Genomic DNA, 19,521 nt, shown 5'->3' with positions numbered 1-19,521 from the left:
TGCCCGCGCGTGGGTGTCGGATCGTCGGCATCGGCGACCCCGACCGGACACTTCGTCACCCCGAACGCGCGTAGGCTGCAGGTGTGCTGACGACGGGCGTGACCTTGCGGGAGGCGCTGGCGCTGCCCGCCTTCCGCCGCGCGGCACCGGAGGTCGTCGCCGGTGCCGCCGGTGCGGCCCGCCCGATCCGGTGGGTGCACGCCACGGAGCGACCCGACGTCGGCGAGCTGCTGCGCGAGGGCGACCTGCTGCTGACGATGGGCACCGGGCTGCCGCCCGACGACGACGAGTCCGGGCTGGCCGCCTTCGTCGACGAGCTCGCCGACGTCGGCAGCGCGGGGATGGTCGTCGAGCTCGGCCGGCGCTGGGGGTCCGCGCTCCCCGACGCCCTCGTCGCGGCGTGCGAGCGCCACGGCCTCCCGCTGGTCGTGCTGGGCCGGGAGACCCGGTTCGCCGCGCTCGCGCAGGAGATCGGCGAGCGGGTCGTCGACCAGCAGGTCACCGAGCTCCGCGAGGCGCAGCGGGTCCACGAGACCTTCACCGAGCTCAGCTTCGGCCAGGCCGGCCCCGTCGAGATCCTCCGGGCGGTGCAGCGGCTCTCCGACGGCCCCGTCGTCGTCGAGAACGCCCAGCACCGGCCCCTCGACTACTTCGCCGGCCCCGACGACCCGGGCGGCTTCCTCGACGGCTGGCCCGCGCGCTCACGGCGCGTGGAGGTGGCCGGGCGCACCGGCTGGGACGCCACGAACGGCTGGCTCGTCACCCGGCTCGGCACCGCCGACCAGGCGTGGGGACGGCTGGTGATCGGTTCGCCCGAGGCGCCGTCGCAGCGGCTCGTCGCGGTCGCCGAGCGCGCCGCCGCGGCGCTCGCGCTGCACCGGCTGCACGACCGTGACCGCGGCACCCTCATGCGGCGCACGCACCTCGAGCTGCTGACCGCGCTCATGGCCGGACCCGTCCGCGACGGCGCCGGCCCCGACGAGGTGGGGCGCCGCTGCGAGCTCGCGGGCTTCCCCGTGCGGCGGCGCACCTTCGTCGGCCTCGTGGTCCGCCCGCGCGTCGGCACCGGCACGCCCGCCGACCTCGACGAGGTCGCCGCCACCGTGGTGCGTGCCGCCCACGGCCTGCGGTTGCCCGCCCTGGTCTGCGAGGTGGACCGAGACCTGCGCGTGCTGGTGTCGGCGGGACCGGCGGCGGACGCCGACGACCTCGTCGACCGGCTCGCCGCCCGCGTGCTGCCCCACCACGACGTCGTGGTCGCCGCCGGCCGTGCCGTCACCGACCGCGGCGGCATCGCGCGTACGGTCACCGAGGCCGGCCAGGTCGCCGACGCCGCCCCGCAGGTCCGGCGCGGTCAGGACCCCGACGTGCACCGGCTCGCCGACCTCCACCTGCGCGGCCTGCTGGCGCTGCTCGGGGAGGACGAGCGCGTCCGGCTGTTCGTCGAGCGCGAGCTCGGCCCGCTGGAGGCCCACGACCGCGCCGACGGCTCGCGCACCGAGCTCCTCGCCGCGCTGCGCGCCCTGCTGCTGCACCCCGCCAGCAAGACCGAGGCGGCCGCCAGCCTGCACCTGTCGCGCGCCGCCTTCTACGACCGGCTGGCCCGGATCGAGACGGTCCTCGGTGCCGACCTCGACGACCCGGACGTCCGCGTCTCGCTCCACGTCGCGCTCGTCGCCCGTGACCTGGGCCGGGAGACGGCTGACGGACTGTCCGGCGGGCCTTCGAAGTGACGACAGATCGTCGGCCCGCGGTGGCCGACTCGCTGGGGACGATGCTCACCATGAACCGTGTGCTGGACGTCGGGACGCTCGTGCCGACCACGCCGCTCGACCCGGGCGCCGTGGTGGACGGGGCACCCGAGGCCGGGTCGCGCGCCCTCGCCGCCGTCGCCGGGGTGGAGGTCGGGGTGTGGGAGATGACCCCGGGCACCGCGACCGACGTCGAGGTCGACGAGGTGTTCGTCGTGCTGTCCGGCTCGGGGACGGTGTCCTTCGACGACGGCGAGCGGGTCGACCTCGGTCCCGGCAGCGTCGTACGCCTGCGCGCCGGCGAGCACACCACCTGGGTCGTCCGCGAGACCATCCGCAAGATCTACGTCGCCTGAGAGGGATCCCCGTGACCGACACGATCCAGAACTTCATCGACGGCGAGCTGGTCGCCTCGGCCACCACCGACTTCATCGACCTCGTCGACCCGGTGACGGGCGAGCCCGACGGGCGCTCCCCGATCTCGACGCCCGACGAGGTCGACCGGGCGTACGCCGCCGCCGAGCGCGCGTCGGCCTCGTGGAAGCGCCTCACGCCCGGGGCGCGACAGGCGTACCTCCTCGACCTCGCCACCGCTGTCGCGGACCGCCGCGACGAGATCAGTGCGGTGCAGGCCCGGGACACCGGACAGCCGGTGCGCTACATCGCCAGCGAGGAGGTCGACCAGGGTGTCGACCAGCTGCGCTTCTTCGCCGGCGCGGCGCGGCTGCTCGAGGGCAAGTCGTCGGGGGAGTACCTCGAGGGCCACACCTCCGCCATCCGCCGCGAGCCGATCGGTGTCGTCGGCCAGGTGACGCCGTGGAACTACCCCTTCGCGATGGCGATCTGGAAGATCGCGCCCGCGCTCGCCGCCGGCAACACGATCGTGCTCAAGCCCAGCGACACCACCCCGCGCTCGACGGTGCTCCTCGCCGAGATCGCCGGCGCGATCCTGCCGCCGGGCGTGCTCAACGTGGTCAACGGCGACGCCTCCACCGGCCGCTACCTCGTCGAGCACCCGACGCCCGGGCTCGTCGCGATCACCGGGTCCGTCCGGGCAGGCACCGAGGTCGCGCTGTCGGCGGCGAGGTCGCTCAAGCGCGTCCACCTCGAGCTCGGCGGCAAGGCTCCCGTGGTCGTCATGCCGGACGCCGACCTGCCGCGCGCGGCGGAGCTGATCGCGGCGGCCGCCTACTTCAACGCCGGCCAGGACTGCACCGCCGCCACCCGCGTCATCGCGCACGGCAGCGTCCACGACGAGCTCACCGACCTGCTCGTGAAGGCGGCCGAGGGCACCCGCCCCGGGCCGCCGTCGGACGACGAGGCGGAGTACGGCCCGCTCAACAACGCCGCACACCTCGCCAAGGTGGAGGCGTTCCTCGCCGACCTCCCCGGCCACGCGACCGTCCGCACCGGCGGCACCCGCCACGGCGACGCGGGGTTCTTCTTCGCGCCGACGGTCGTCACGGGCGTGCGCCAGGACGACCGCATCGTGCAGGAGGAGGTCTTCGGTCCGGTGCTCACCGTCCAGTCCTTCGACGACGAGGCCGACGCGGTCGCGATGGCCAACGGCGTGCCGTACGGCCTCGCTGCCAGCGTGTGGACCCGCGACGTCGGGGTCGCCGACCGGCTCACCCGCGAGCTCGACTTCGGCTGCGTGTGGGTCAACACCCACATCCCGTTCGTCTCCGAGATGCCGCACGGCGGGTTCGGGTCGTCGGGCTACGGCAAGGACCTGTCGGGCTACGGCTTCGACGACTACACGCGCATCAAGCACGTGATGACCGCCCACTACTGACGCACTTCTGGGAGCCGCGCGTCGTCCGGCATGCTGGACCCATGCGCTTCACCGAGCACGAGCTGACCGTCGCCGTCACCGCCGCCGCCAAGATCGTGGCCGGCGGCAAGGTCGGGCGCCGCGCCAAGGGCGAGGCGGCCTGGGAGTCGATGAGCAAGATCGACCGCTACCACCTGCTCGACGCCGTCGGCAGCCAGGTGCTGCCGGTGCTGCTCGCCCTCCCCGACGTCGAGGTCCCCGCCGGCACCCGGCCCACGTTCACCGACGCGCAGATCGCTGCCGCGGTGGAGCAGACCTTCGGCGAGAGCGGCGTGGGCCGCCTGCGCCAGAAGGTCGCCGTCGCCGCGCGCCTCACCCTCGTCCGTACGGCCCTCGCCCAGCTCCCCGTGCGGCAGGACCCCGACGCCCTGATCGTCCCCGACCACCTCTGAACGGGCCTCGGGATCCTGAGAAGCGCGCTCAGGTTCGGTGCGTACGGTCGATCGCGATGACTCACCTGATGCGAACCCGTACTGCCCTCGGCCTCGTGGCCGCCACCAGCCTTCTCGCCCTCTCTGCGTGCGGCGGCAGCGGCGACTCGTCTGCCGACTCCGAGAAGGACGCCTCGCCGAGCGAGACCTCGAGCGCGAGCGCCGGCGCCGGCGCCGAGGGAGGCCCCGACCTCGACGCGATCCCCGACGTGGTGGCCGAGGTCAACGGCGAGGAGGTCACCAAGGACGAGTTCGTCCCGATCTACGAGGCAGCATTCGCGCAGGCCGCGTCCCAGGCCCAGATGGGCGGCGAGGCCCCCGACGAGGAGCAGCTGCGCAAGCAGACCGCCGACGACCTCGTCGACACCGAGCTCCTCGCCCAGGAGGCCGAGGCGCGCGGGCTCGAGGTCAGCGACGACGACGTCGACGCCGAGCTCACCGACCTCGCCGAGCAGAACGGCATGAAGTCCGCCGACGAGCTTCTCGAGGCCGTCGAGCAGCAGGGCGTCACCGCGGAGCAGGCCCGCGACCAGGTCGAGACCCAGGTCCTCGTCGAGCAGCTCGTCACGGACGAGAGCGGTCCGATCGAGCCGACCGACAAGGAGCTCCGCGAGCTCTACGCGCAGGCCAAGGAGCAGCAGGCGCAGGCGGGCGAGCAGGCGCAGAAGATCCCGCCGTTCGCCCAGGTGCGCGACCAGCTCGCCGAGCAGGCCACCAACCAGCAGATCGGCAAGGTCGCGACGGCGCTCGTCGAGGACCTGCGCGCCAACGCCGACATCACGATCAACCTCTAGCGCCCGATCAGTCGGCAGGGCCCAGCAGGCTGTCCACCGCGGCCATGAACTCGCCGCGGTTGAACGGCTTGGGCAGGAAGTGCGGGTGGGCGCGACCCACGTCGAGGTCGCCCGACATGAGCAGGACCTTCGTGTCCGGGCACGCCCGGCTCAGCTCGTCGGCCACGGCGAGTCCGGTCATCCGGGGCATGTGGTGGTCGAGCACCATCAGGTCGAAGTCCTGCTCCGAGGCCCGCTCGAGGGCCTCGGCCCCGTCCCCCACGGTCGTCACGTGGTGCCCGGCCCGCTCGAGCACGTGGCCGATGAAGTCGCGGATGTCCGGCTCGTCGTCGGCCACGAGGCTGCGCAGGCACATGGTCCGAGTCTGGACCCGATCGGGCGCCGCTGCCTACGTGCGCGCCGAGCGTTGAGGAGATCGTGACCTCGACCCTGTGGATCACGGGCGATGAGCGTGCGGGAAACGTAGGGTGTCCGCCATGACGACGGCCCCCGCGACGGCCCTGTCGCCGGCTCGGGCCGCAGGCTTCGCACTCGCGTACGCGCTGCTGACCGTCGTCGGCCGGCTGACCGCGATCGAGGGACAGGTCCTCAGCCTGATCTGGCCGGGCTCGGGGGTCGCGATCCTGTGGCTGCTGGCGGAGTCGTCGCGCCACGTCGCCCGCGTGCTGCTGCCGCTGATGGCGATCCACGGGGTGCTGGTGGTCGTCACGGGCGTCTCTCCGGTCCTGGGCTTCTTCGGTGCCCTGTCGGTCACCGTGCAGACGGCCGTGATCGGCCTGCTCCTGCGGCGGTGGTGCCCCGAGATGCTCGGCGCCGGCGGCACCGCCAGCATCCGGTCGCCGCGCACGCTGACCATGGCCGGCGCGGCCGTCGCCGTCGGCTGCCTCGCCGGCGCCCTGATCGGCACGGCCGGCGTGTGGGCCGACGCCGCCGACGCGACGGCGATGACCGCCGTGGCCTGGTTCGCCCGTCACGTCGTGGGGGTCCTCACGATCGGTGCGGTCGGCCACCTCGCCTGGGAGTGGCACACCCAGGACATCCCGCCCCGCACCCACGAGGGCCGCCGCGTGGAGCTGGCCGTGCTGTGGATCGTGTCGGTGGGCACCACGGTCGCCGTGTTCCTCCAGCCCCACCCGGTGACCTTCATGCTGATCGGGTTCGCGGTGTGGTCCGCCGCGCGCTTCCGGACCTTCCCCGCGGCGTTGCACTGCCTGGCCCTCGGCACCATCGCCCTCGCGCTGAGCCTCACCGGCCACGGCCCCTTCGACGCGATCGTGGACCCGGTGGCAGAGGTGCTGATCTCCCAGCTCTTCGTGGTCGGAGTGCTGCTGACCGGGCTGGCGGTGGGGGCGCTGGGCGACCGCGTCGACGTGCTCTTCGCCGCGGCGACCCGAGCCCGCGAGGAGGCGGCCGAGCAGGCCGAGCTGCTCGCCGAGATGACCGAGAGCATGGGCGAGGGCCTGGTCGTGCTCGACCCCGACGGCCGCGTCGAGCGCAGCAACGGCGCCAGCCGGCGACTCGCCCACCGGGTGAGCCCGGGCGCCACCGACGCCGACGCGGTCGCCGACCTCGTCGAGCTGCTGCTCCGACCCGACGCCGCCGAGGCCAGCGCCGCGCGTGCCGAGCTCGGCGTGGGCGACGTGGTGATCCCACTGCGCAGCGGCGAGGAGATCGTGCTGGCGGTGTCCCGGGCCGCGCTGTCGCGCGGAGCCGGGCGCGCCGGCGTGCTGCTCGTGCTGCGCGAAGTGACCGAGCACCGCTCCGGCCTGCGCCCGCTCGCCGGCTTCGCCTCGACGGCCGCGCACGACCTGCGCGGGCCCCTGTCGGCCATCCGTTCCTGGCTCTCCCTGGCCGTCGACGACCTCGAGCCCGACTCCGACGCGATGATGCCCCTGCGCCGCGCCGAGCGCTCCGCCGAGCAGATGGCCGACCTGATCGGCGACCTCCTCGAGCACGCGCTCGCCGAGGCGGGCGACCTGCGCGCCACCGACGTACGCCTCGCCGGCCCGGACGGCGTCCTCGCCCAGACCGCCGGTCTGCTCGGGCCGGACGACGTGCTCGAGGTCGACGCCGACCTGCCCGCGGTCCACGCCGACCCGGTCGCCGTGCGCCAGCTCTTCGGCAACCTCATCGGCAACGCCGTCAAGTACGCCGTCCCCGGCGAGCCCGCGGCGATCACGGTCCGCGCGCAGCGGCACGGTGCCCGGGTGGTGGTCGAGATCGAGGACCGCGGCGTCGGGGTCGAGGAGGAGGAGCGCTCGCTCATCTTCCAGCGGTTCCACCGCAGCGGGTCGGTGCGCGCGCACTTCCGCGGCACCGGCATGGGGCTGACGATCTGCCAGACGATCGTGCATCGGCACGGCGGCACCATCGAGTGCCTGGCCGGACCCGGTGGGCGGGGGTCGGTGTTCCGGTTCGACCTGCCTGCCGCTGGCTAGCTCAGGTTTCGAGCTCAGGTTTCGAGCCGCCCGTCGCGACCTCGTTCCTCGGCCGCGGGGCTTCCTCAACCTCTTCGCGTTCGCGTCCTCGCTGCGCTCGTCCGCGAGCTCAGACGTTCCTGCGGTACTGGCCGCCCACCTCGAAGAACGCCTCGGTGACCTGCTGGAGCGAGCAGACCCTCGCTGCGTCCATCAGCACGGCGAACACGTTCTCGCCGGCCACCGCCGCGTCCTTGAGCCGCGCGAGCGCCTGCTGCGCCTCGGTGGCGTGCGCAGCCTGGAAGGCGCGTACGCGCGAGAGCTGCGACTCCTTCTCGGCGTCGGTCGCGCGGGCCAGCTCGATCTCCTTGGGCTGCGCGTCCGCCGCCGACTCCTTGACGAAGGTGTTGACGCCGATGATCGGCAGCGAGCCGTCGTGCTTGCGGTGCTCGTAGAGCATCGACTCGTCCTGGATCCGCCCGCGCTGGTAGCCGGTCTCCATCGCCCCCAGAACGCCGCCGCGCTCGTTGATCGAGTCGAACTCCTGGAGGACCGCTGCCTCGACGAGGTCGGTGAGGTCGTCGATGACGTACGAGCCCTGGAGGGGGTTCTCGTTCATCGCCAGGCCCCACTCGCGGTTGATGATCAGCTGGATCGCCAGCGCGCGGCGCACGGACTCCTCCGTCGGGGTCGTCACCGCCTCGTCGTAGGCGTTGGTGTGGAGGCTGTTGGCGTTGTCGTAGATCGCGATGAGCGCCTGCAGCGTGGTGCGGATGTCGTTGAAGTCCATCTCCTGCGCGTGGAGCGACCGGCCGCTCGTCTGCACGTGGTACTTCAGCTTCTGCGAGCGCTCGGAGGCGCCGTACTTCTCCTTCATCGTCACCGCCCAGATGCGGCGCGCGACGCGGCCGAGCACGCTGTACTCGGGGTCCATGCCGTTGGAGAAGAAGAACGACAGGTTCGGCGCGAAGTCGTCGATGTCCATGCCGCGCGCGAGGTAGGCCTCGACGTAGGTGAAGCCGTTGGCGAGGGTGAACGCGAGCTGGCTGATGGGGTTCGCCCCGGCCTCGGCGATGTGGTAGCCGGAGATCGACACCGAGTAGAAGTTGCGCACCTGGTGGGCGATGAACCACTCCTGGATGTCGGCCATCATCCGGAGGCTGAACTCGGTCGAGAACAGGCAGGTGTTCTGGCCCTGGTCCTCCTTGAGGATGTCGGCCTGCACCGTGCCGCGGACGTTGGCGAGGGCGTACGCCGCCAGCCGGGCGCGCTCGTCGTCCGACGGCTCGCGGCCCTCCCGCTCGCGGAAGGCGTCGACCTGCTGGTCGATCGCGGTGTTGAGGAAGAACGCCAGCACCGTCGGGGCGGGGCCGTTGATCGTCATGCTGACGCTGGTGGTCGGGGCGACGAGGTCGAAGCCGTCGTACAGCGCCTTCATGTCGTCGAGCGTCGCGACCGAGACGCCGGAGGTGCCGACCTTGCCGTAGACGTCGGGGCGCGGGTCGGGGTCGCGGCCGTAGAGGGTCACCGAGTCGAACGCCGTCGAGAGGCGGGTGGCGTCGTTGCCCTCGGAGAGGATCTTGAAGCGGCGGTTGGTCCGTGCCGGGTCGCCCTCGCCGGCGAACATGCGGGCCGGGTCCTCGTTGTCGCGCTTGAACGGGAAGACGCCCGCGGTGAACGGGAAGTAGCCGGGGAGGTTCTCGTTGCGCCAGAAGCGGACCAGCTCGCCGTGGTCGGTGAAGCGGGGCAGCGAGACGCGCGGGATCTTGTTGCCGCTGAGGGACTCGCGGGTCAGCTTGGTGTGGATCTCCCGGTCGCGCACCACGACGACCTGCTCGTCGCCGGAGTAGGACTCCACGACCGCGGGCCAGCGCTCGATCTGGTCGGCGACCTCGTGGGGGACGGCCCTGCGCGCGGACTCGAGGAGGGCGGCGACCTGACCCAGGTCGCCGTCGGCGAGCTGGTCGGCGACGTACTGCACGCGCTGGAGGTTGCGGGCCACCTCGGCCAGCTCGGCCGTCCTCGCGTGGTAGCCGCGGACCGTCTCGGTGATCTCGCTGAGGTAGCGCACCCGGTCGGCCGGGACGACCTGCCGGATGCCGGAGGAGTGGCGTACGTCGGTGTGCGGCAGCGTGCCCTCGCTGACGGCCAGGCCGACGCCGGCGAGCTCGTCACGCAGGTGCTGGTAGAGCGCGGTCACGCCGTCGTCGTTGAAGGTGGCGGCGCTCGTGCCGAAGACCGGCATGTCGTGGGGCTGCTTGCCGAAGGCCTCCCGGTTGCGCACCAGCTGGCGACCGACGTCGCGCAGCGCGTCCTTGGCGCCGCGGCGCTCGAACTTGTTGATCGCGACCGTGTCGGCGAAGTCGAGCATGTCGATCTTCTCCAGCTGCGAGGCGGCGCCGAACTCCGGCGTCATCACGTAGAGCGAGTGGTCGACCAGGGGCACGATGCCGGCGTCGCCCTGGCCGATGCCGGGCGTCTCCACGATCACCAGGTCGTGGCCGGCGGCCTTCATCACGGTGATCACGTCGCCGAGGTGCTCGGGCACCTCGTGGGCGCCGCGGGTGGCGAGCGAGCGGAAGAAGACCCGGTCGCCGTCGAGCGAGTTCGCCCGGATCCGGTCGCCGAGCAGCGCGCCGCCACCCTTGCGCCGGGTCGGGTCGACGGCGACCACCGCGATGCGCAGCTTGTCCTGCTGGTCGGTGCGGAAGCGGCGTACGACCTCGTCGGTCAGCGAGGACTTGCCCGAGCCGCCGGTGCCGGTGATGCCGAGGACGGGTACGACGCGGCGGGCGGCGGCGTCCCGGAGCTCGGCGAGCATCGTCTCGTCGAGGCGACCCTCCTCGGCACCGGTGATCGCGCGGGCGACGGCGAAGCGGTCCCCGGTCAGGACCTGGTCGACGGTGACCGCCCGGTCGGCCCACAGGTCGGTGTCGCAGTCGGCGACGACGGAGTTGATCATCCCGACGAGGCCCATCTTCTGGCCGTCCTCGGGGGAGAAGATCGTGACGCCCGACTCGCGCAGGCGCGTGATCTCGGACGGCACGATCACGCCGCCCCCGCCGCCGACGACCTTGACGTGGTCGGCGCCCGCGGCGCGCAGCGACTCGACGAGGTACTCGAAGTACTCCACGTGCCCGCCCTGGTAGGACGACACGGCGACGCCCTGCACGTCCTCCTCGAGCGCCGCGTCGACGACCTCCTGGACGGAGCGGTTGTGGCCGAGGTGGATGACCTCGCAGCCCTGGCTCATGAAGATCCGCCGCATGATGTTGATCGACGCGTCGTGGCCGTCGAACAGGCTGGAGGCGGTGACGAGGCGGATCGGGTGCTGCGGACGGTGCAGCTCGGGACGGGGGAGGTCGGCCATGAGGAGATACTAGGACTTCCTAGTATTACTCGCGAGTCACCTGTCGGGCTCCCCGTCGCCCAGGCCGTTGCGCAGCGCGGTGAGGCGGTCGGTGAGGGCACGCACCTCGCCCCCGGGCAGCCCGGGCGCCTCGAAGACGGCGCCGTTGAGGGCCGCGGTCGCCTCGTCGACCGCCTCGCGGCCCGGGTCGGTGAGCACCGCGCGTACGACCCGCTTGTCCTCGTCGCTGCGCACGCGCTCGACGTAGCCCTGGGCGACGAGCCGGTCGACGGCGCTGGTGACGCTGGTGGGGTGCACCTGGAGCAGCGAGCCGAGCCGCGACATCGGCATCGCGGCGTCGCGGGCGAAGGACAGCAGGCGCAGCACCTCGTAGCGGGCGAACGTCAGGCCGCGCGGCCGCAGGACGGCGTCGATCCGCTCCATCAGCAGCTGCTGGGCGCGGACCACCGACGTCACCATCGCCATCCCGTCGGCGGCGTCCCCCCATCCGTGGGCCACCCACTGGCGGTGGGCCTCGCTGATCGGGTCGCGGGTCATGGCACGGGAGGCTATCCAGACAGCCCGGTCAGGACGGCGTGCGCCTCGACCATCGCCGGGCCGTACCAGGTCAGCTGCCGGCCCGACACCAGCCGCGTCGGCGTGCGCAGGGCCTCCGGCCCGTCGTCGGCCGTGAAGACGTACGGCTCGTCGGGCAGCAGCACCAGGTCGGCGCCGGCGCCGTCGATCTCCTCCGGCGTGAGGGTGGGGTAGCGCCCGTGGCGCGCGGTCGGGCCGTGGGCCAGCACGTTGGTCAGGCCGGCCCGGGCCAGCAGGTGGTCGGTGTAGGTCTGCGCCCCGACCACCATCCACGGGTCGCGCCAGATCGGGACCGCCACGCGCAACCGCGGGGACAGCGGGGTGGCCCACAGCGACCGCGCCTCGCCGAGCCACGGCGGGTCCGCCAGGCCCAGGGCCGCGGTGAACAGCCGCGACATCGACGCCAGCGACTCCTCGACCGTCTCGATCCGGGTCACCCACACGGCGACGCCGGAGTCGCGGAGCCGGCGCACGTCCAGCTCGCGGTTCTCCTCCTGGTTGGCGACCACGAGGTCGGGAGCGAGGTCGCGGATCGCGGCGAGGTCGGGGTTCTTGGTGCCGCGGACCCGGGGCACGTCGAGGTCGGGCGGGTGGGTGCACCAGTCGGTCGCTCCGACCAGCCGGTCCGGCGCGGACGCCGCGATCGCCTCGGTGAGGGACGGGACGAGGCAGACCACCCGTCGCGCAGGGCCGCCCAGCCGGACGTCGGCACCGAGGTCGTCACGCATGGCGTCGAGGCTAGTCACATGGGGTGCGGGCAACCGGACGACCGGGTGATGGGATCCGGACCGGTCGCATGATGGAGTTCTCCCCATGAGCAAGCACGCCCGGTCTCGGGGGCTGCCGATCGACGGCGTGGAGCAGCCGACGGCGGAGGGGTGGACGTACGCCGCCCGCAACCCCGCGACCGCCGAGGTTCTCTGGGACGTGCCGGACGCCGGCGTCACGGAGGCCCACGCGGCGGCCGCTGCCGCGCGGCGCGCCTTCGACGCGACGCAGTGGAGCACCGACGTCGGCCTGCGCGCTGACGCGATCCGGCGCCTGCAGGCCGCGCTGGCCGAGCGCTCCGACGACCTCGCCGCCCTGATGGCCGCCGAGACCGGGGTGCCGGTGTCCCTCCGCGCCGCCCACCTCGACGCCCCGATCGCCCTGATGCGCGGCGAGCAACCCGGCGAGGCGGGGGTCACGGCCGTCGTCACGCCCGCCACCTCGCCGCTCGCGGTGGCGATCGAGGAGGTCGGCCGGGTGCTCTCGGCCGGGGGCACCGTGGTGCTCAAGCCCGCGCCCGAGGCGGCGAGCGCCGCGATCGAGCTCGGTCGGATCGCCCTCGACGTCCTGCCGCGCGGGGTCCTCAACGTGCTGGCCACCCGTGACGTCGACGTCGCCATCACCCTCACCCTCGACGACCGCGTCGACGAGGTCTCGTTCACCGGTTCGGCGGTCACGGCCGAGCGCGTGCAGGTCGCGGCCGAGCGGGCCGGCAAGCGCGTACGCCTCGACGTCGGCGGTCCGCTCACCATCGAGGCTGCCGACGACGCCGACCTGGCGGCGGTGGTGTCCGCGGCCGCGGTGACGGTGGCCGCCAACGCCGGCCAGGCGTGCCGGCTGCCCGCGAGCGTCGTGGTGCCACCCCACCGCTACGCCGAGGCCCTCCGCTCCGCCGTCGAGGCGATGGCGGAGGTGGTGCCCGGCGACCCGTCCAAGCCCGACACCATGTGCGGGCCCCTGCGCTCGGGCGTGGCCCGCGACCGGGTGCGCCGCTACGTGGACCTCGCCCGCACCGAGGGTGGCCACATCGCCCTCGGCGGCAGCGTCCTGGACCGCGACGGCTGGTGGTTCGCCCCCACCGTGATCGGCGGGCTCTCGCGTCAGTCGCGCCTGGTGCGCGAGGAGGTGCTCGGCCCGGTGCTCATGGTCGTGGCCGGCGCACGGAACAGCTGAGCTGCGGCGCTGCCGCCGAGCACGCCACCGCCGAGCACCAGCACCAGGCCGGGACCGGGGACCCAGCCGTTCATCCCGACCAGGGTCAGCAGGTGCACGACCTGCCAGACGGGGACGGCCACCGCCACGGCGGCGAAGACGGCCGCCTGCACCGCCGCCAGCCGGCGCATCGGGACCAGGGCCCCCGCGAGCCCGAGCATCGCGGCGTAGAACGTCCACAGGCCGGCGCCGCGGGCTCCGGACACCGAGCCGACGGCCGTGTCGATCCACGGGAGGAAGGACCCGAAGGCCACCATCGCGACCGCCCCGGCCAGGCGGCGCTTCGCCGGGTCAGGCCTGCGCCGCGTTCGGGCTGCACTCCTCGCCGTTGCTGCGGTCATGGGGGGACTCTACGGAACGGTCCGGGTGATCGGGCGTCGGCGGCCGGTGGCCGCGTGCCGTCGCGCGCGACGAACGGGGGGTCGGCGCGCGACGAACGGTCGGTCCTGTGCGACCAACGGCGCTGCGGGGCGACCGGAGCGGCCCTCTCCGGCCTCGCCGCGCCACCTGCCGACGGTTTCCGACCGCTTGCCGAAAAGTGTGACCCCGCTCACATCCACGCCTTGACCCGCTGTGACGAGCGCTGTTTCGCTGCTGGACACGCAAGCTCCGAGTCGTCAGCCAGTGGAGGTCACCGTGGATGAACACCAGCGCCGGGAGTACTGGCGCCGAAATCTGAGATTGATGGCCGTGCTGCTCACGGTCTGGGCGCTCGTGTCGTTCGGTGCGGGCATCCTGTTCGTGGAGCCCCTCAACGAGGTCGTGGTCGCCGGCTTCCCGCTCGGCTTCTGGTTCGCCCAGCAGGGCTCGATCATCACCTTCGTCATCCTGATCGCGGTCTACGTGGTCCGCATGGACAAGCTCGATGCCGAGTTCGGGATCGACGAGTACGAGGAGGAGGTGCACCACTCGTGAGCGACATCCAGACCTGGACCCTCGTCTTCGTGGTCCTCACGTTCAGCATCTACATCTTCGTCGCCTACCGGAGCCGGGTCAGCTCCACAGCGGGCTTCTACGTCGCAGGCGGAGGCATCCCGGCCCCGGCCAACGGCGCCGCGATCGCAGCGGACTGGATGAGCGCGGCCTCCTTCATCTCCATGGCCGGCATCATCGCCTTCGCGGGCAACGGCTACGGCGGCTCCGTCTACCTCATGGGCTGGACGGGCGGCTACGTGCTCCTCGCGCTGCTCCTGGCCCCGTACCTGCGCAAGTTCGGGAAGTACACGATCCCCGACTTCGTCGGTGACCGCTACAACGAGACGGCACGCCTGGTGGCGGTGGTCGCGGCGATCGTCGTGTCCTTCGTCTACGTCGCCGGCCAGATGGCGGGCGTCGGCCTGGTCTTCACCCGCTTCCTCAAGGTCGACCCGACGACCGGCGTCATCATCGGCATGGCGATCGTCTTCTTCTACGCCGTCCTCGGCGGCATGAAGGGGATCACCTGGACCCAGGTGGCGCAGTACACCGTGCTGATCATCGCGTACCTGATCCCGGCGTTCGCCGTCTCTGCCAAGGTGACCGGCGTGCCGATCCCGCAGGTCGGCTTCGGGACGATCCTCGCGGAGCTCGACGCGCTGCAGACCGAGCTCGGCATCCCCGAGTACACCGCCGCCTTCGGCAGCACCAACATGCTCAACATGCTGCTGATCACGGCGTCGCTGATGTTCGGCACCGCGGGCCTGCCGCACGTGATCGTCCGCTTCTACACGGCCAAGAGCGTGCGGGCCGCGAGGTACTCGGCGCTGTGGGCGCTCTTCTTCATCGCCCTGCTCTACACGACCGCCCCGTCGGTGGCGGCCTTCAGCAAGCTGCAGATCATCGAGGACGTCAACGGCACCGCGCTGGGCGAGATGCCGTCGTGGTTCAACACGTGGTCCGAGGTCGGCCTGATCACCCAGGCCGACGGCTCCCCTGTCGCCGACCTGGGTGCGGACACGGTCGTCAGCTACAGCGACATCCTGATCAACAACGACATCATCGTGCTCGCCTCGCCCGAGATCGGTGGCCTCCCGGCCCCGATCGTCGGCCTGGTGGCGGCGGGCGCGCTGGCCGCGGCGCTGTCGACGGCGTCGGGACTGCTGCTGGTCATCTCCAGCGCCGTCGCCAACGACGTCTACTTCAAGAAGATCAACCCCCAGGCCACCGAGGCGCGTCAGCTCATGGTCGGCCGCATCGCCATGGGCGGCGCGATCGTGGTCGCCGGCTACCTCGGCATCAACCCCCCGGGATTCGTCGCCCAAGTGGTGGCGCTGGCCTTCGGGCTGGCGGCAGCGAGCTTCTTCCCGATCCTGGTGCTCGGGATCTTCTGGAAGAACTGCACGGCCATGGGCGCGACGGCGGGCATGCTCGCCGGACTCGTCACGACGATGGCCTACATGCTGTGGACGATCGACATCTACGGCAACGGTGAGGGCATCTTCGGGATCCTGGAGACCGGCTTCGGCACGATCGGCATGCTGATCAACTTCGCGGTGACGATCATCGTCTCCCAGTTCACCCCGAAGCCGAGCCCCGTCATGCAGGAGCTGGTCGAGGAGATCCGCTACCCCGGCAAGACCGAGCTCGTCGCCAAGCACGCCCAGGGCGAGATCCACTGATGCGAGATCCACTGGCGCAACGCTGAGGACCGTCGACGCCGGGGTGCCCACCACCCCGGCGTCGACGTCGTTCAGCGGCGTCCGCGCAACCAGGACCTGAGGCGGTCCACCCACGGGTCGCGGCGGCGTACGTCCCGCAGGCTGAGCGGTCCGCTCGCACCCAGCTCGGCGGTCTGCGCCAGGTAGAGCTCGGCGCAGGCCAGCGCGTCCCCGAGGGCGTCGTGGGCAGCCGTGACCGGCAGCCCGTGGCGCTCCCGGGCCCTCCACAGGCGGAGGTCCCCGGGGCGGACCTCGCCCTGACGGGACAGCAGGCGCTGTTGGAGCTCGAGGGTGCACACGGCCGGCGGCAGGACCGGACGCTCGCCCACGGACCGGTGTGCCGCGTCGAGGAAGGCCAGCTCGAACGGGGCGTGGTGGGCGAGGAGCACGCGTCCCGCCAGGGCGCGTCGCAGCTCGGCCAGCACCTCCGCGAGCGGCCGGCCCTCCTCGAGGTCGTCGTGCGTCAGGCCGTGGATGGTGACCGCGTCGCCGGGGTCGTCGCGGCGTACGACGTGGCGCCGGCCGCCGGAGAGGACGATGCGCAGGCCGTCCACCGGCACCCATCCCACGGCGAGCACCTCGTCCCGGGCGGGGGAGAGCCCCGTGGTCTCGAGGTCCACCGCCAGGAGGGGCAGCCGGTCGAGCGGGGTCCGGTCGTCGGGCGTCACGTCAGCTCACGCACGGGGTAGTGCTGTGCGATGCCGCCCTGGGCGGCCCTGATGACGCCGAACGCCGCCCTGAGGTGGCGCTGCTCGAAGTGGCTGAGCGTCGACGGGTCGACCCAGTTGTCGGCCGGCCTCCCGACGCGGACCCGATCGACCTGGTGCCGCAGCCGCAGGTGACCGAGGAACTCCCACGCGTCGCGCAGGTCGGCTCCCAGTGTCGGGCTGAGCCGTCCGGCCGCCACGGCGTCCTCGAGCCGAGCGAGGGTCGACACCTCCTCCGACCCGCACGCCAGCCCGTGCAGGCGAGCGATCTCGACGATGGTGTTGATGCCGCCCCGCTTCACGTCGAGCGTGTCGCGGTGCTCGCCGGACCGATGCACCACCAGGCCGCGGAAGAAGCCGAGCGGCGTGTGGTGCGACGCCGCGGCGGCGGCCAGGTGGGCGAGGAAGATCGGCGCGCCCCTGGCTGCCCGGCGCTGGTCGGCCACCAGCTCCGCGGTCAGGTCCGGGTCGCCGTACTGGTGGCGCAGGTCGAAGAACACGCTGGCCTCCAGGATCGCCTCCGGGCTGGGCGTGCCGACCCAGCGCGCCACGTGCCCGCGCCAGGTGTGGAGGGGCTGGCGCCACATCGGGTTCGTGGCCATCTTGTCGCCGCGGCACCGGGGGTAGCCGACGGTCTCCAGGCCGCGCGTGACGAGCTCGGCGAGCTCGGCGAACCAGGGCCCGTGCTCGTCGGACCGGTAGTCGTCGTGCAGCAGCAGCGCATGGTCCTGGTCGGGGGCGAGGGCCTGCTCGAACCGGGCCCGCGAGCCCAGGGTCAGCCAGGCGTACGGCACCGGCGGCGCACCGAGGCCGGCCTCGGCGAGCGCGATGACCTGCTGCTCGATCGCGTCCCCGACGGTGGTGACGACCCGGCCGGCGTCGTGGGCCGACGTGCCCTGCCGGACGAGCCCGACGACGACCCACGGCAGCCGGGCCGCCAGCTCCGCGACCGTGGCCACGTCGGGGGCCTTGGCGATGTCACCGACGAGGAAGACGGGATTCGCCTGCTGGAGCCGGAGGAGGTCGGTCGCCGTGATCACGCCGGCGGGTCGGCCGTCGTCGACCACGGGCAGGTGGTGGATGTTGCGTCGCACCATCTCGAGCAGGGCCTCCAGGGCCGGGGCGGCGGGGCGGGTGGTCGCCGGGTCCGGCGTCATCACCGTCGACACGGGGCTCTCCGGGTCCACCCCGGCCGCGAGGACCCGGGTGCGCAGGTCGCGGTCCGTCAGGATGCCGACGAGGACCTCGCCGTCGCTGACGAGCACCGAGGAGATGCGCTCGGCCGACATCGTCCGCGCAGCCTCCAGGACGGAGGCGTCGGCGCGGACGCTCACCGGTGCCCGGCCCACGAGGTCGCCCACCGTGCTGGACAGCACCGACCGCTCTGCGCCGGCCCCTTCCCGTCGCTGCCGGGCGACGGCCTCACGGAGCCGTCCGGCGCGGTGCTCGAAGAAGGAGGCGAAGTCGGCGTGCCGCTCGCGCAGCTGGTGGAACAGCTCGGCCGGGCAGGCCAGGACCAGGGTGTCCTCGATCGCGTGGACCGTGACCGGCTGCGGTGCCCCGGTCGCCAGTGCGGCGCCGCCGATGCAGGTGCCGGCAGCCCCCCGTTCGACGAGCTCGCCGTCGCGGTCGCGGAGCTCGACGGCACCCGACCTCACGACCAGCAGCTCGACGGGGGTGCTGCCCTCGGCGAGCACCACGGTGCCGCGGCGGTGGTAGCCGATGCTCAGCCGGGGCGGGACCGACTCGAGGACCGCAGCCGGGAGGGAGTCGAACGGTGCGTGGGACGCGAGGAAGTCCCGGATCTCCGCGAGCTCGACGTTGAGGGGCACTCCATCATCATGACTCCTCCCCGAGGTGCGGGTCGCCCAGGAGGTACTGGGTCAGCGGACCCTGGTGGTCGCGGTCGTGGTGGCGCACCGGCTCGGGGACCATGCGTCCCTCGGCGGCGTCCCAGAACCGGTCGACCCGGCGGGCGACAGCGCGCGCGAGGTGCCCGACCACGCCCTGGTGGGGGATCCAGGGGTGAGGTCGCGTGGGCGAGGCCAGCTCGGCGTGGTGGAGCAGCATGCCCAGGTCGCGGGGGTCGTCCGGCTCCGTCGCGAGCAGGGTCGCGGCGAGCCGTCGCTCCAGGTCGCGCACCCGGTCGAACTCGTGGCGCACGTCCTGCCAGATGGGTGGCCACGGCCGCCCGACGGCGAACGTGGAGCCGTACAGCTTGGCCTTCACCTGGGCGAGGGACTCCTCGTAGGAGCGGCTGGCGGCCAGGAACTCGTGCGCGAGGTCGTGGCCGCCGGGCAGGTGGCGGACGAGTGGCGCGATCGCGTCGACCATCGCGGCGTTGTGCCGGCTGGCCGCGGCCAGGAACGTGTCGATGGCGGTGTAGTGGTCGCGCGGGTGGCGCACGTCGGGTCGTGCGTCGGCGGCCAGGGCCAGGCGGTGCGCGAGGTCGTGGTGGATGCTCTCGAGGTCGTGGGCGAGGGTGATCACGGCGGTCATCTCCTTCGGAAGCCGTGTCACTCCAGTCTTGCTCGTCCCGGCCCCAGCGCAAGGCCTACGGGCGCACTGCTGCCCGCACCATCGGCACGTGCCTGATGCCGTCCTCGTCGAACGCGGGCCCGGTCACCTCGAAGCCGTACGCCGCGTAGAAGCCGGCCAGCCCGCTCTGGGCGTCGAGCCGGACCTCGCGGCCCCCGCACAGCGCCATCGCCTCGTCCATCAGCAGCGCCGCCAGTCCGCGCCCGCGCCCCGCCGGCGCCACCACGACCCGTCCGATCCGCGCCGCGTCCCCGTCGTCGAGCACGCGGAGGGTGCCGAGCACGGTGTCGTCGTCCAGCAGCACGACGTGGCGGGTGCCCTCCTCGAGGTCGCGGCCGTCGAGGTCGGGGTAGGGACAGTCCTGCTCCACGACGAACACCTGCTGCCGCAGCCGCCACACGTCGTACGCCGTGCGTGGCGCGAGCTCGTCGACGGTGGTCGTCAGCACGCGGACGTGGCGGAGGCTGGGCATGGGGCGAGCGTAGGG

At 72.9% G+C, this 19,521-nt stretch carries 18 protein-coding genes; 9 read left to right on the top strand and 9 right to left on the bottom strand.

Translation table 11 applies throughout. From position 1 onward, the window contains the following. The first annotated feature begins 83 nt into the window (after positions 1-83). From EXE59_RS01580 to EXE59_RS01560, 5 genes are read left to right on the top strand one after another with little or no spacing between them, the layout of a single operon-like run. Positions 84-1,733: a PucR family transcriptional regulator gene (locus EXE59_RS01580; RefSeq protein ID WP_246056431.1), complete on the top strand. Its 1,650-nt coding sequence runs from the start codon at positions 84-86 to the stop codon at positions 1,731-1,733. Between the two features lie 50 nt (positions 1,734-1,783). Further along, positions 1,784-2,107, top strand: coding sequence for a cupin domain-containing protein (locus EXE59_RS01575; RefSeq protein ID WP_210428842.1), 324 nt, complete (start codon positions 1,784-1,786; stop codon positions 2,105-2,107). 11 nt (positions 2,108-2,118) lie between these two features. Beyond that, positions 2,119-3,546: an aminobutyraldehyde dehydrogenase gene (locus EXE59_RS01570; RefSeq protein WP_135837327.1), complete on the top strand. Its 1,428-nt coding sequence runs from the start codon at positions 2,119-2,121 to the stop codon at positions 3,544-3,546. 41 nt (positions 3,547-3,587) lie between these two features. After that, positions 3,588-3,977, top strand: a complete 390-nt coding sequence (locus EXE59_RS01565; protein WP_135837326.1) for a hypothetical protein — start codon at positions 3,588-3,590, stop codon at positions 3,975-3,977. A 56-nt stretch (positions 3,978-4,033) separates the two neighbouring features. Then, positions 4,034-4,810 (top strand): SurA N-terminal domain-containing protein, encoded by a 777-nt coding sequence (locus EXE59_RS01560; RefSeq protein ID WP_135837325.1) that lies wholly within the window; start codon positions 4,034-4,036, stop codon positions 4,808-4,810. A 7-nt stretch (positions 4,811-4,817) separates the two neighbouring features. On the opposite strand, the gene EXE59_RS01555 is transcribed toward EXE59_RS01560, so the two are convergent. Further along, complete coding sequence (locus EXE59_RS01555) at positions 4,818-5,165, bottom strand: response regulator (RefSeq protein WP_135837324.1); 348 nt, start codon at positions 5,163-5,165, stop codon at positions 4,818-4,820. 121 nt (positions 5,166-5,286) lie between these two features. On the opposite strand from EXE59_RS01555, the gene EXE59_RS01550 reads away from it, so the two are divergent. Further along, a complete protein-coding gene (locus EXE59_RS01550) occupies positions 5,287-7,248 on the top strand; it encodes an ATP-binding protein (protein WP_135837323.1) in 1,962 nt (653 codons plus the stop codon). 109 nt (positions 7,249-7,357) lie between these two features. Here EXE59_RS01550 and icmF read toward each other — a convergent pair whose 3' ends face one another. From icmF to EXE59_RS01535, 3 genes are read right to left on the bottom strand one after another with little or no spacing between them, the layout of a single operon-like run. After that, positions 7,358-10,597, bottom strand: a complete 3,240-nt coding sequence (gene icmF, locus EXE59_RS01545; RefSeq protein ID WP_135837322.1) for a fused isobutyryl-CoA mutase/GTPase IcmF — start codon at positions 10,595-10,597, stop codon at positions 7,358-7,360. A 36-nt stretch (positions 10,598-10,633) separates the two neighbouring features. Next, on the bottom strand, positions 10,634-11,134 hold the full coding sequence (locus EXE59_RS01540; RefSeq protein WP_135837321.1) for a MarR family winged helix-turn-helix transcriptional regulator: 501 nt from the start codon (positions 11,132-11,134) through the stop codon (positions 10,634-10,636). Between the two features lie 11 nt (positions 11,135-11,145). Next, positions 11,146-11,901, bottom strand: coding sequence for a helical backbone metal receptor (locus tag EXE59_RS01535; protein ID WP_135837320.1), 756 nt, complete (start codon positions 11,899-11,901; stop codon positions 11,146-11,148). Between the two features lie 85 nt (positions 11,902-11,986). Between EXE59_RS01535 and EXE59_RS01530 the strand changes: the two genes are divergently transcribed. Beyond that, complete coding sequence (locus EXE59_RS01530; RefSeq protein WP_135837319.1) at positions 11,987-13,114, top strand: aldehyde dehydrogenase family protein; 1,128 nt, start codon at positions 11,987-11,989, stop codon at positions 13,112-13,114. Here the strand turns inward: EXE59_RS01530 and EXE59_RS01525 are convergent. Then, positions 13,042-13,494, bottom strand: a complete 453-nt coding sequence (locus EXE59_RS01525; RefSeq protein ID WP_168218355.1) for a hypothetical protein — start codon at positions 13,492-13,494, stop codon at positions 13,042-13,044. The two genes, EXE59_RS01530 and EXE59_RS01525, sit on opposite strands and share 73 nt — an antisense overlap. A 295-nt stretch (positions 13,495-13,789) precedes the next feature. On the opposite strand from EXE59_RS01525, the gene EXE59_RS01520 reads away from it, so the two are divergent. After that, on the top strand, positions 13,790-14,068 hold the full coding sequence (locus EXE59_RS01520; protein WP_135837318.1) for a DUF4212 domain-containing protein: 279 nt from the start codon (positions 13,790-13,792) through the stop codon (positions 14,066-14,068). Beyond that, positions 14,065-15,750, top strand: coding sequence for a sodium:solute symporter family protein (locus EXE59_RS01515; protein WP_135837317.1), 1,686 nt, complete (start codon positions 14,065-14,067; stop codon positions 15,748-15,750). The genes EXE59_RS01520 and EXE59_RS01515 overlap by 4 nt, the downstream gene beginning before the upstream one ends. A gap of 71 nt (positions 15,751-15,821) precedes the next feature. Here the strand turns inward: EXE59_RS01515 and EXE59_RS01510 are convergent, their stop codons facing one another. Genes EXE59_RS01510 through EXE59_RS01495 form a run of 4 tightly spaced genes read right to left on the bottom strand, consistent with a single transcriptional unit; the run spans position 15,822 to position 19,506 of the window. Next, positions 15,822-16,457 (bottom strand): exonuclease domain-containing protein, encoded by a 636-nt coding sequence (locus EXE59_RS01510; protein WP_135837316.1) that lies wholly within the window; start codon positions 16,455-16,457, stop codon positions 15,822-15,824. Next, positions 16,454-18,328 (bottom strand): putative nucleotidyltransferase substrate binding domain-containing protein, encoded by a 1,875-nt coding sequence (locus tag EXE59_RS01505; protein ID WP_135837315.1) that lies wholly within the window; start codon positions 18,326-18,328, stop codon positions 16,454-16,456. Before EXE59_RS01505 ends, EXE59_RS01510 begins: the two co-directional genes overlap by 4 nt. 7 nt (positions 18,329-18,335) lie before the next feature. Next, positions 18,336-18,995 (bottom strand): hypothetical protein, encoded by a 660-nt coding sequence (locus tag EXE59_RS01500; RefSeq protein ID WP_135837314.1) that lies wholly within the window; start codon positions 18,993-18,995, stop codon positions 18,336-18,338. Positions 18,996-19,050: 55 nt separating this feature from the next. Beyond that, positions 19,051-19,506, bottom strand: coding sequence for a GNAT family N-acetyltransferase (locus EXE59_RS01495; RefSeq protein WP_135837313.1), 456 nt, complete (start codon positions 19,504-19,506; stop codon positions 19,051-19,053). Between the last annotated feature and the right edge of the window lie 15 nt (positions 19,507-19,521).

Origin of the sequence: Nocardioides eburneiflavus, from assembly GCF_004785795.1 — a bacterium.
GTDB classification, from domain to species: Bacteria; Actinomycetota; Actinomycetes; order Propionibacteriales; family Nocardioidaceae; genus Nocardioides; species Nocardioides eburneiflavus.
This window is presented reverse-complemented; position numbering and strand designations above follow the sequence as displayed.

Bases quoted from the DNA above. Each gene is read 5' to 3' on its own strand.
- EXE59_RS01575 (WP_210428842.1), top strand. From the start codon at position 1,784: ATGAACCGTGTGCTGGACGTCGGGACGCTCGTGCCGACCACGCCGCTC.
- EXE59_RS01565 (WP_135837326.1), top strand. From the start codon at position 3,588: ATGCGCTTCACCGAGCACGAGCTGACCGTCGCCGTCACCGCCGCCGCC.
- EXE59_RS01560 (WP_135837325.1), top strand. From the start codon at position 4,034: ATGACTCACCTGATGCGAACCCGTACTGCCCTCGGCCTCGTGGCCGCC.
- EXE59_RS01555 (WP_135837324.1), bottom strand. From the start codon at position 5,165: ATGTGCCTGCGCAGCCTCGTGGCCGACGACGAGCCGGACATCCGCGAC.
- EXE59_RS01550 (WP_135837323.1), top strand. From the start codon at position 5,287: ATGACGACGGCCCCCGCGACGGCCCTGTCGCCGGCTCGGGCCGCAGGC.
- icmF (WP_135837322.1), bottom strand. From the start codon at position 10,597: ATGGCCGACCTCCCCCGTCCCGAGCTGCACCGTCCGCAGCACCCGATC.
- EXE59_RS01540 (WP_135837321.1), bottom strand. From the start codon at position 11,134: ATGACCCGCGACCCGATCAGCGAGGCCCACCGCCAGTGGGTGGCCCAC.
- EXE59_RS01535 (WP_135837320.1), bottom strand. From the start codon at position 11,901: ATGCGTGACGACCTCGGTGCCGACGTCCGGCTGGGCGGCCCTGCGCGA.
- EXE59_RS01530 (WP_135837319.1), top strand. From the start codon at position 11,987: ATGAGCAAGCACGCCCGGTCTCGGGGGCTGCCGATCGACGGCGTGGAG.
- EXE59_RS01525 (WP_168218355.1), bottom strand. From the start codon at position 13,494: ATGACCGCAGCAACGGCGAGGAGTGCAGCCCGAACGCGGCGCAGGCCT.
- EXE59_RS01500 (WP_135837314.1), bottom strand. From the start codon at position 18,995: ATGACCGCCGTGATCACCCTCGCCCACGACCTCGAGAGCATCCACCAC.
- EXE59_RS01495 (WP_135837313.1), bottom strand. From the start codon at position 19,506: ATGCCCAGCCTCCGCCACGTCCGCGTGCTGACGACCACCGTCGACGAG.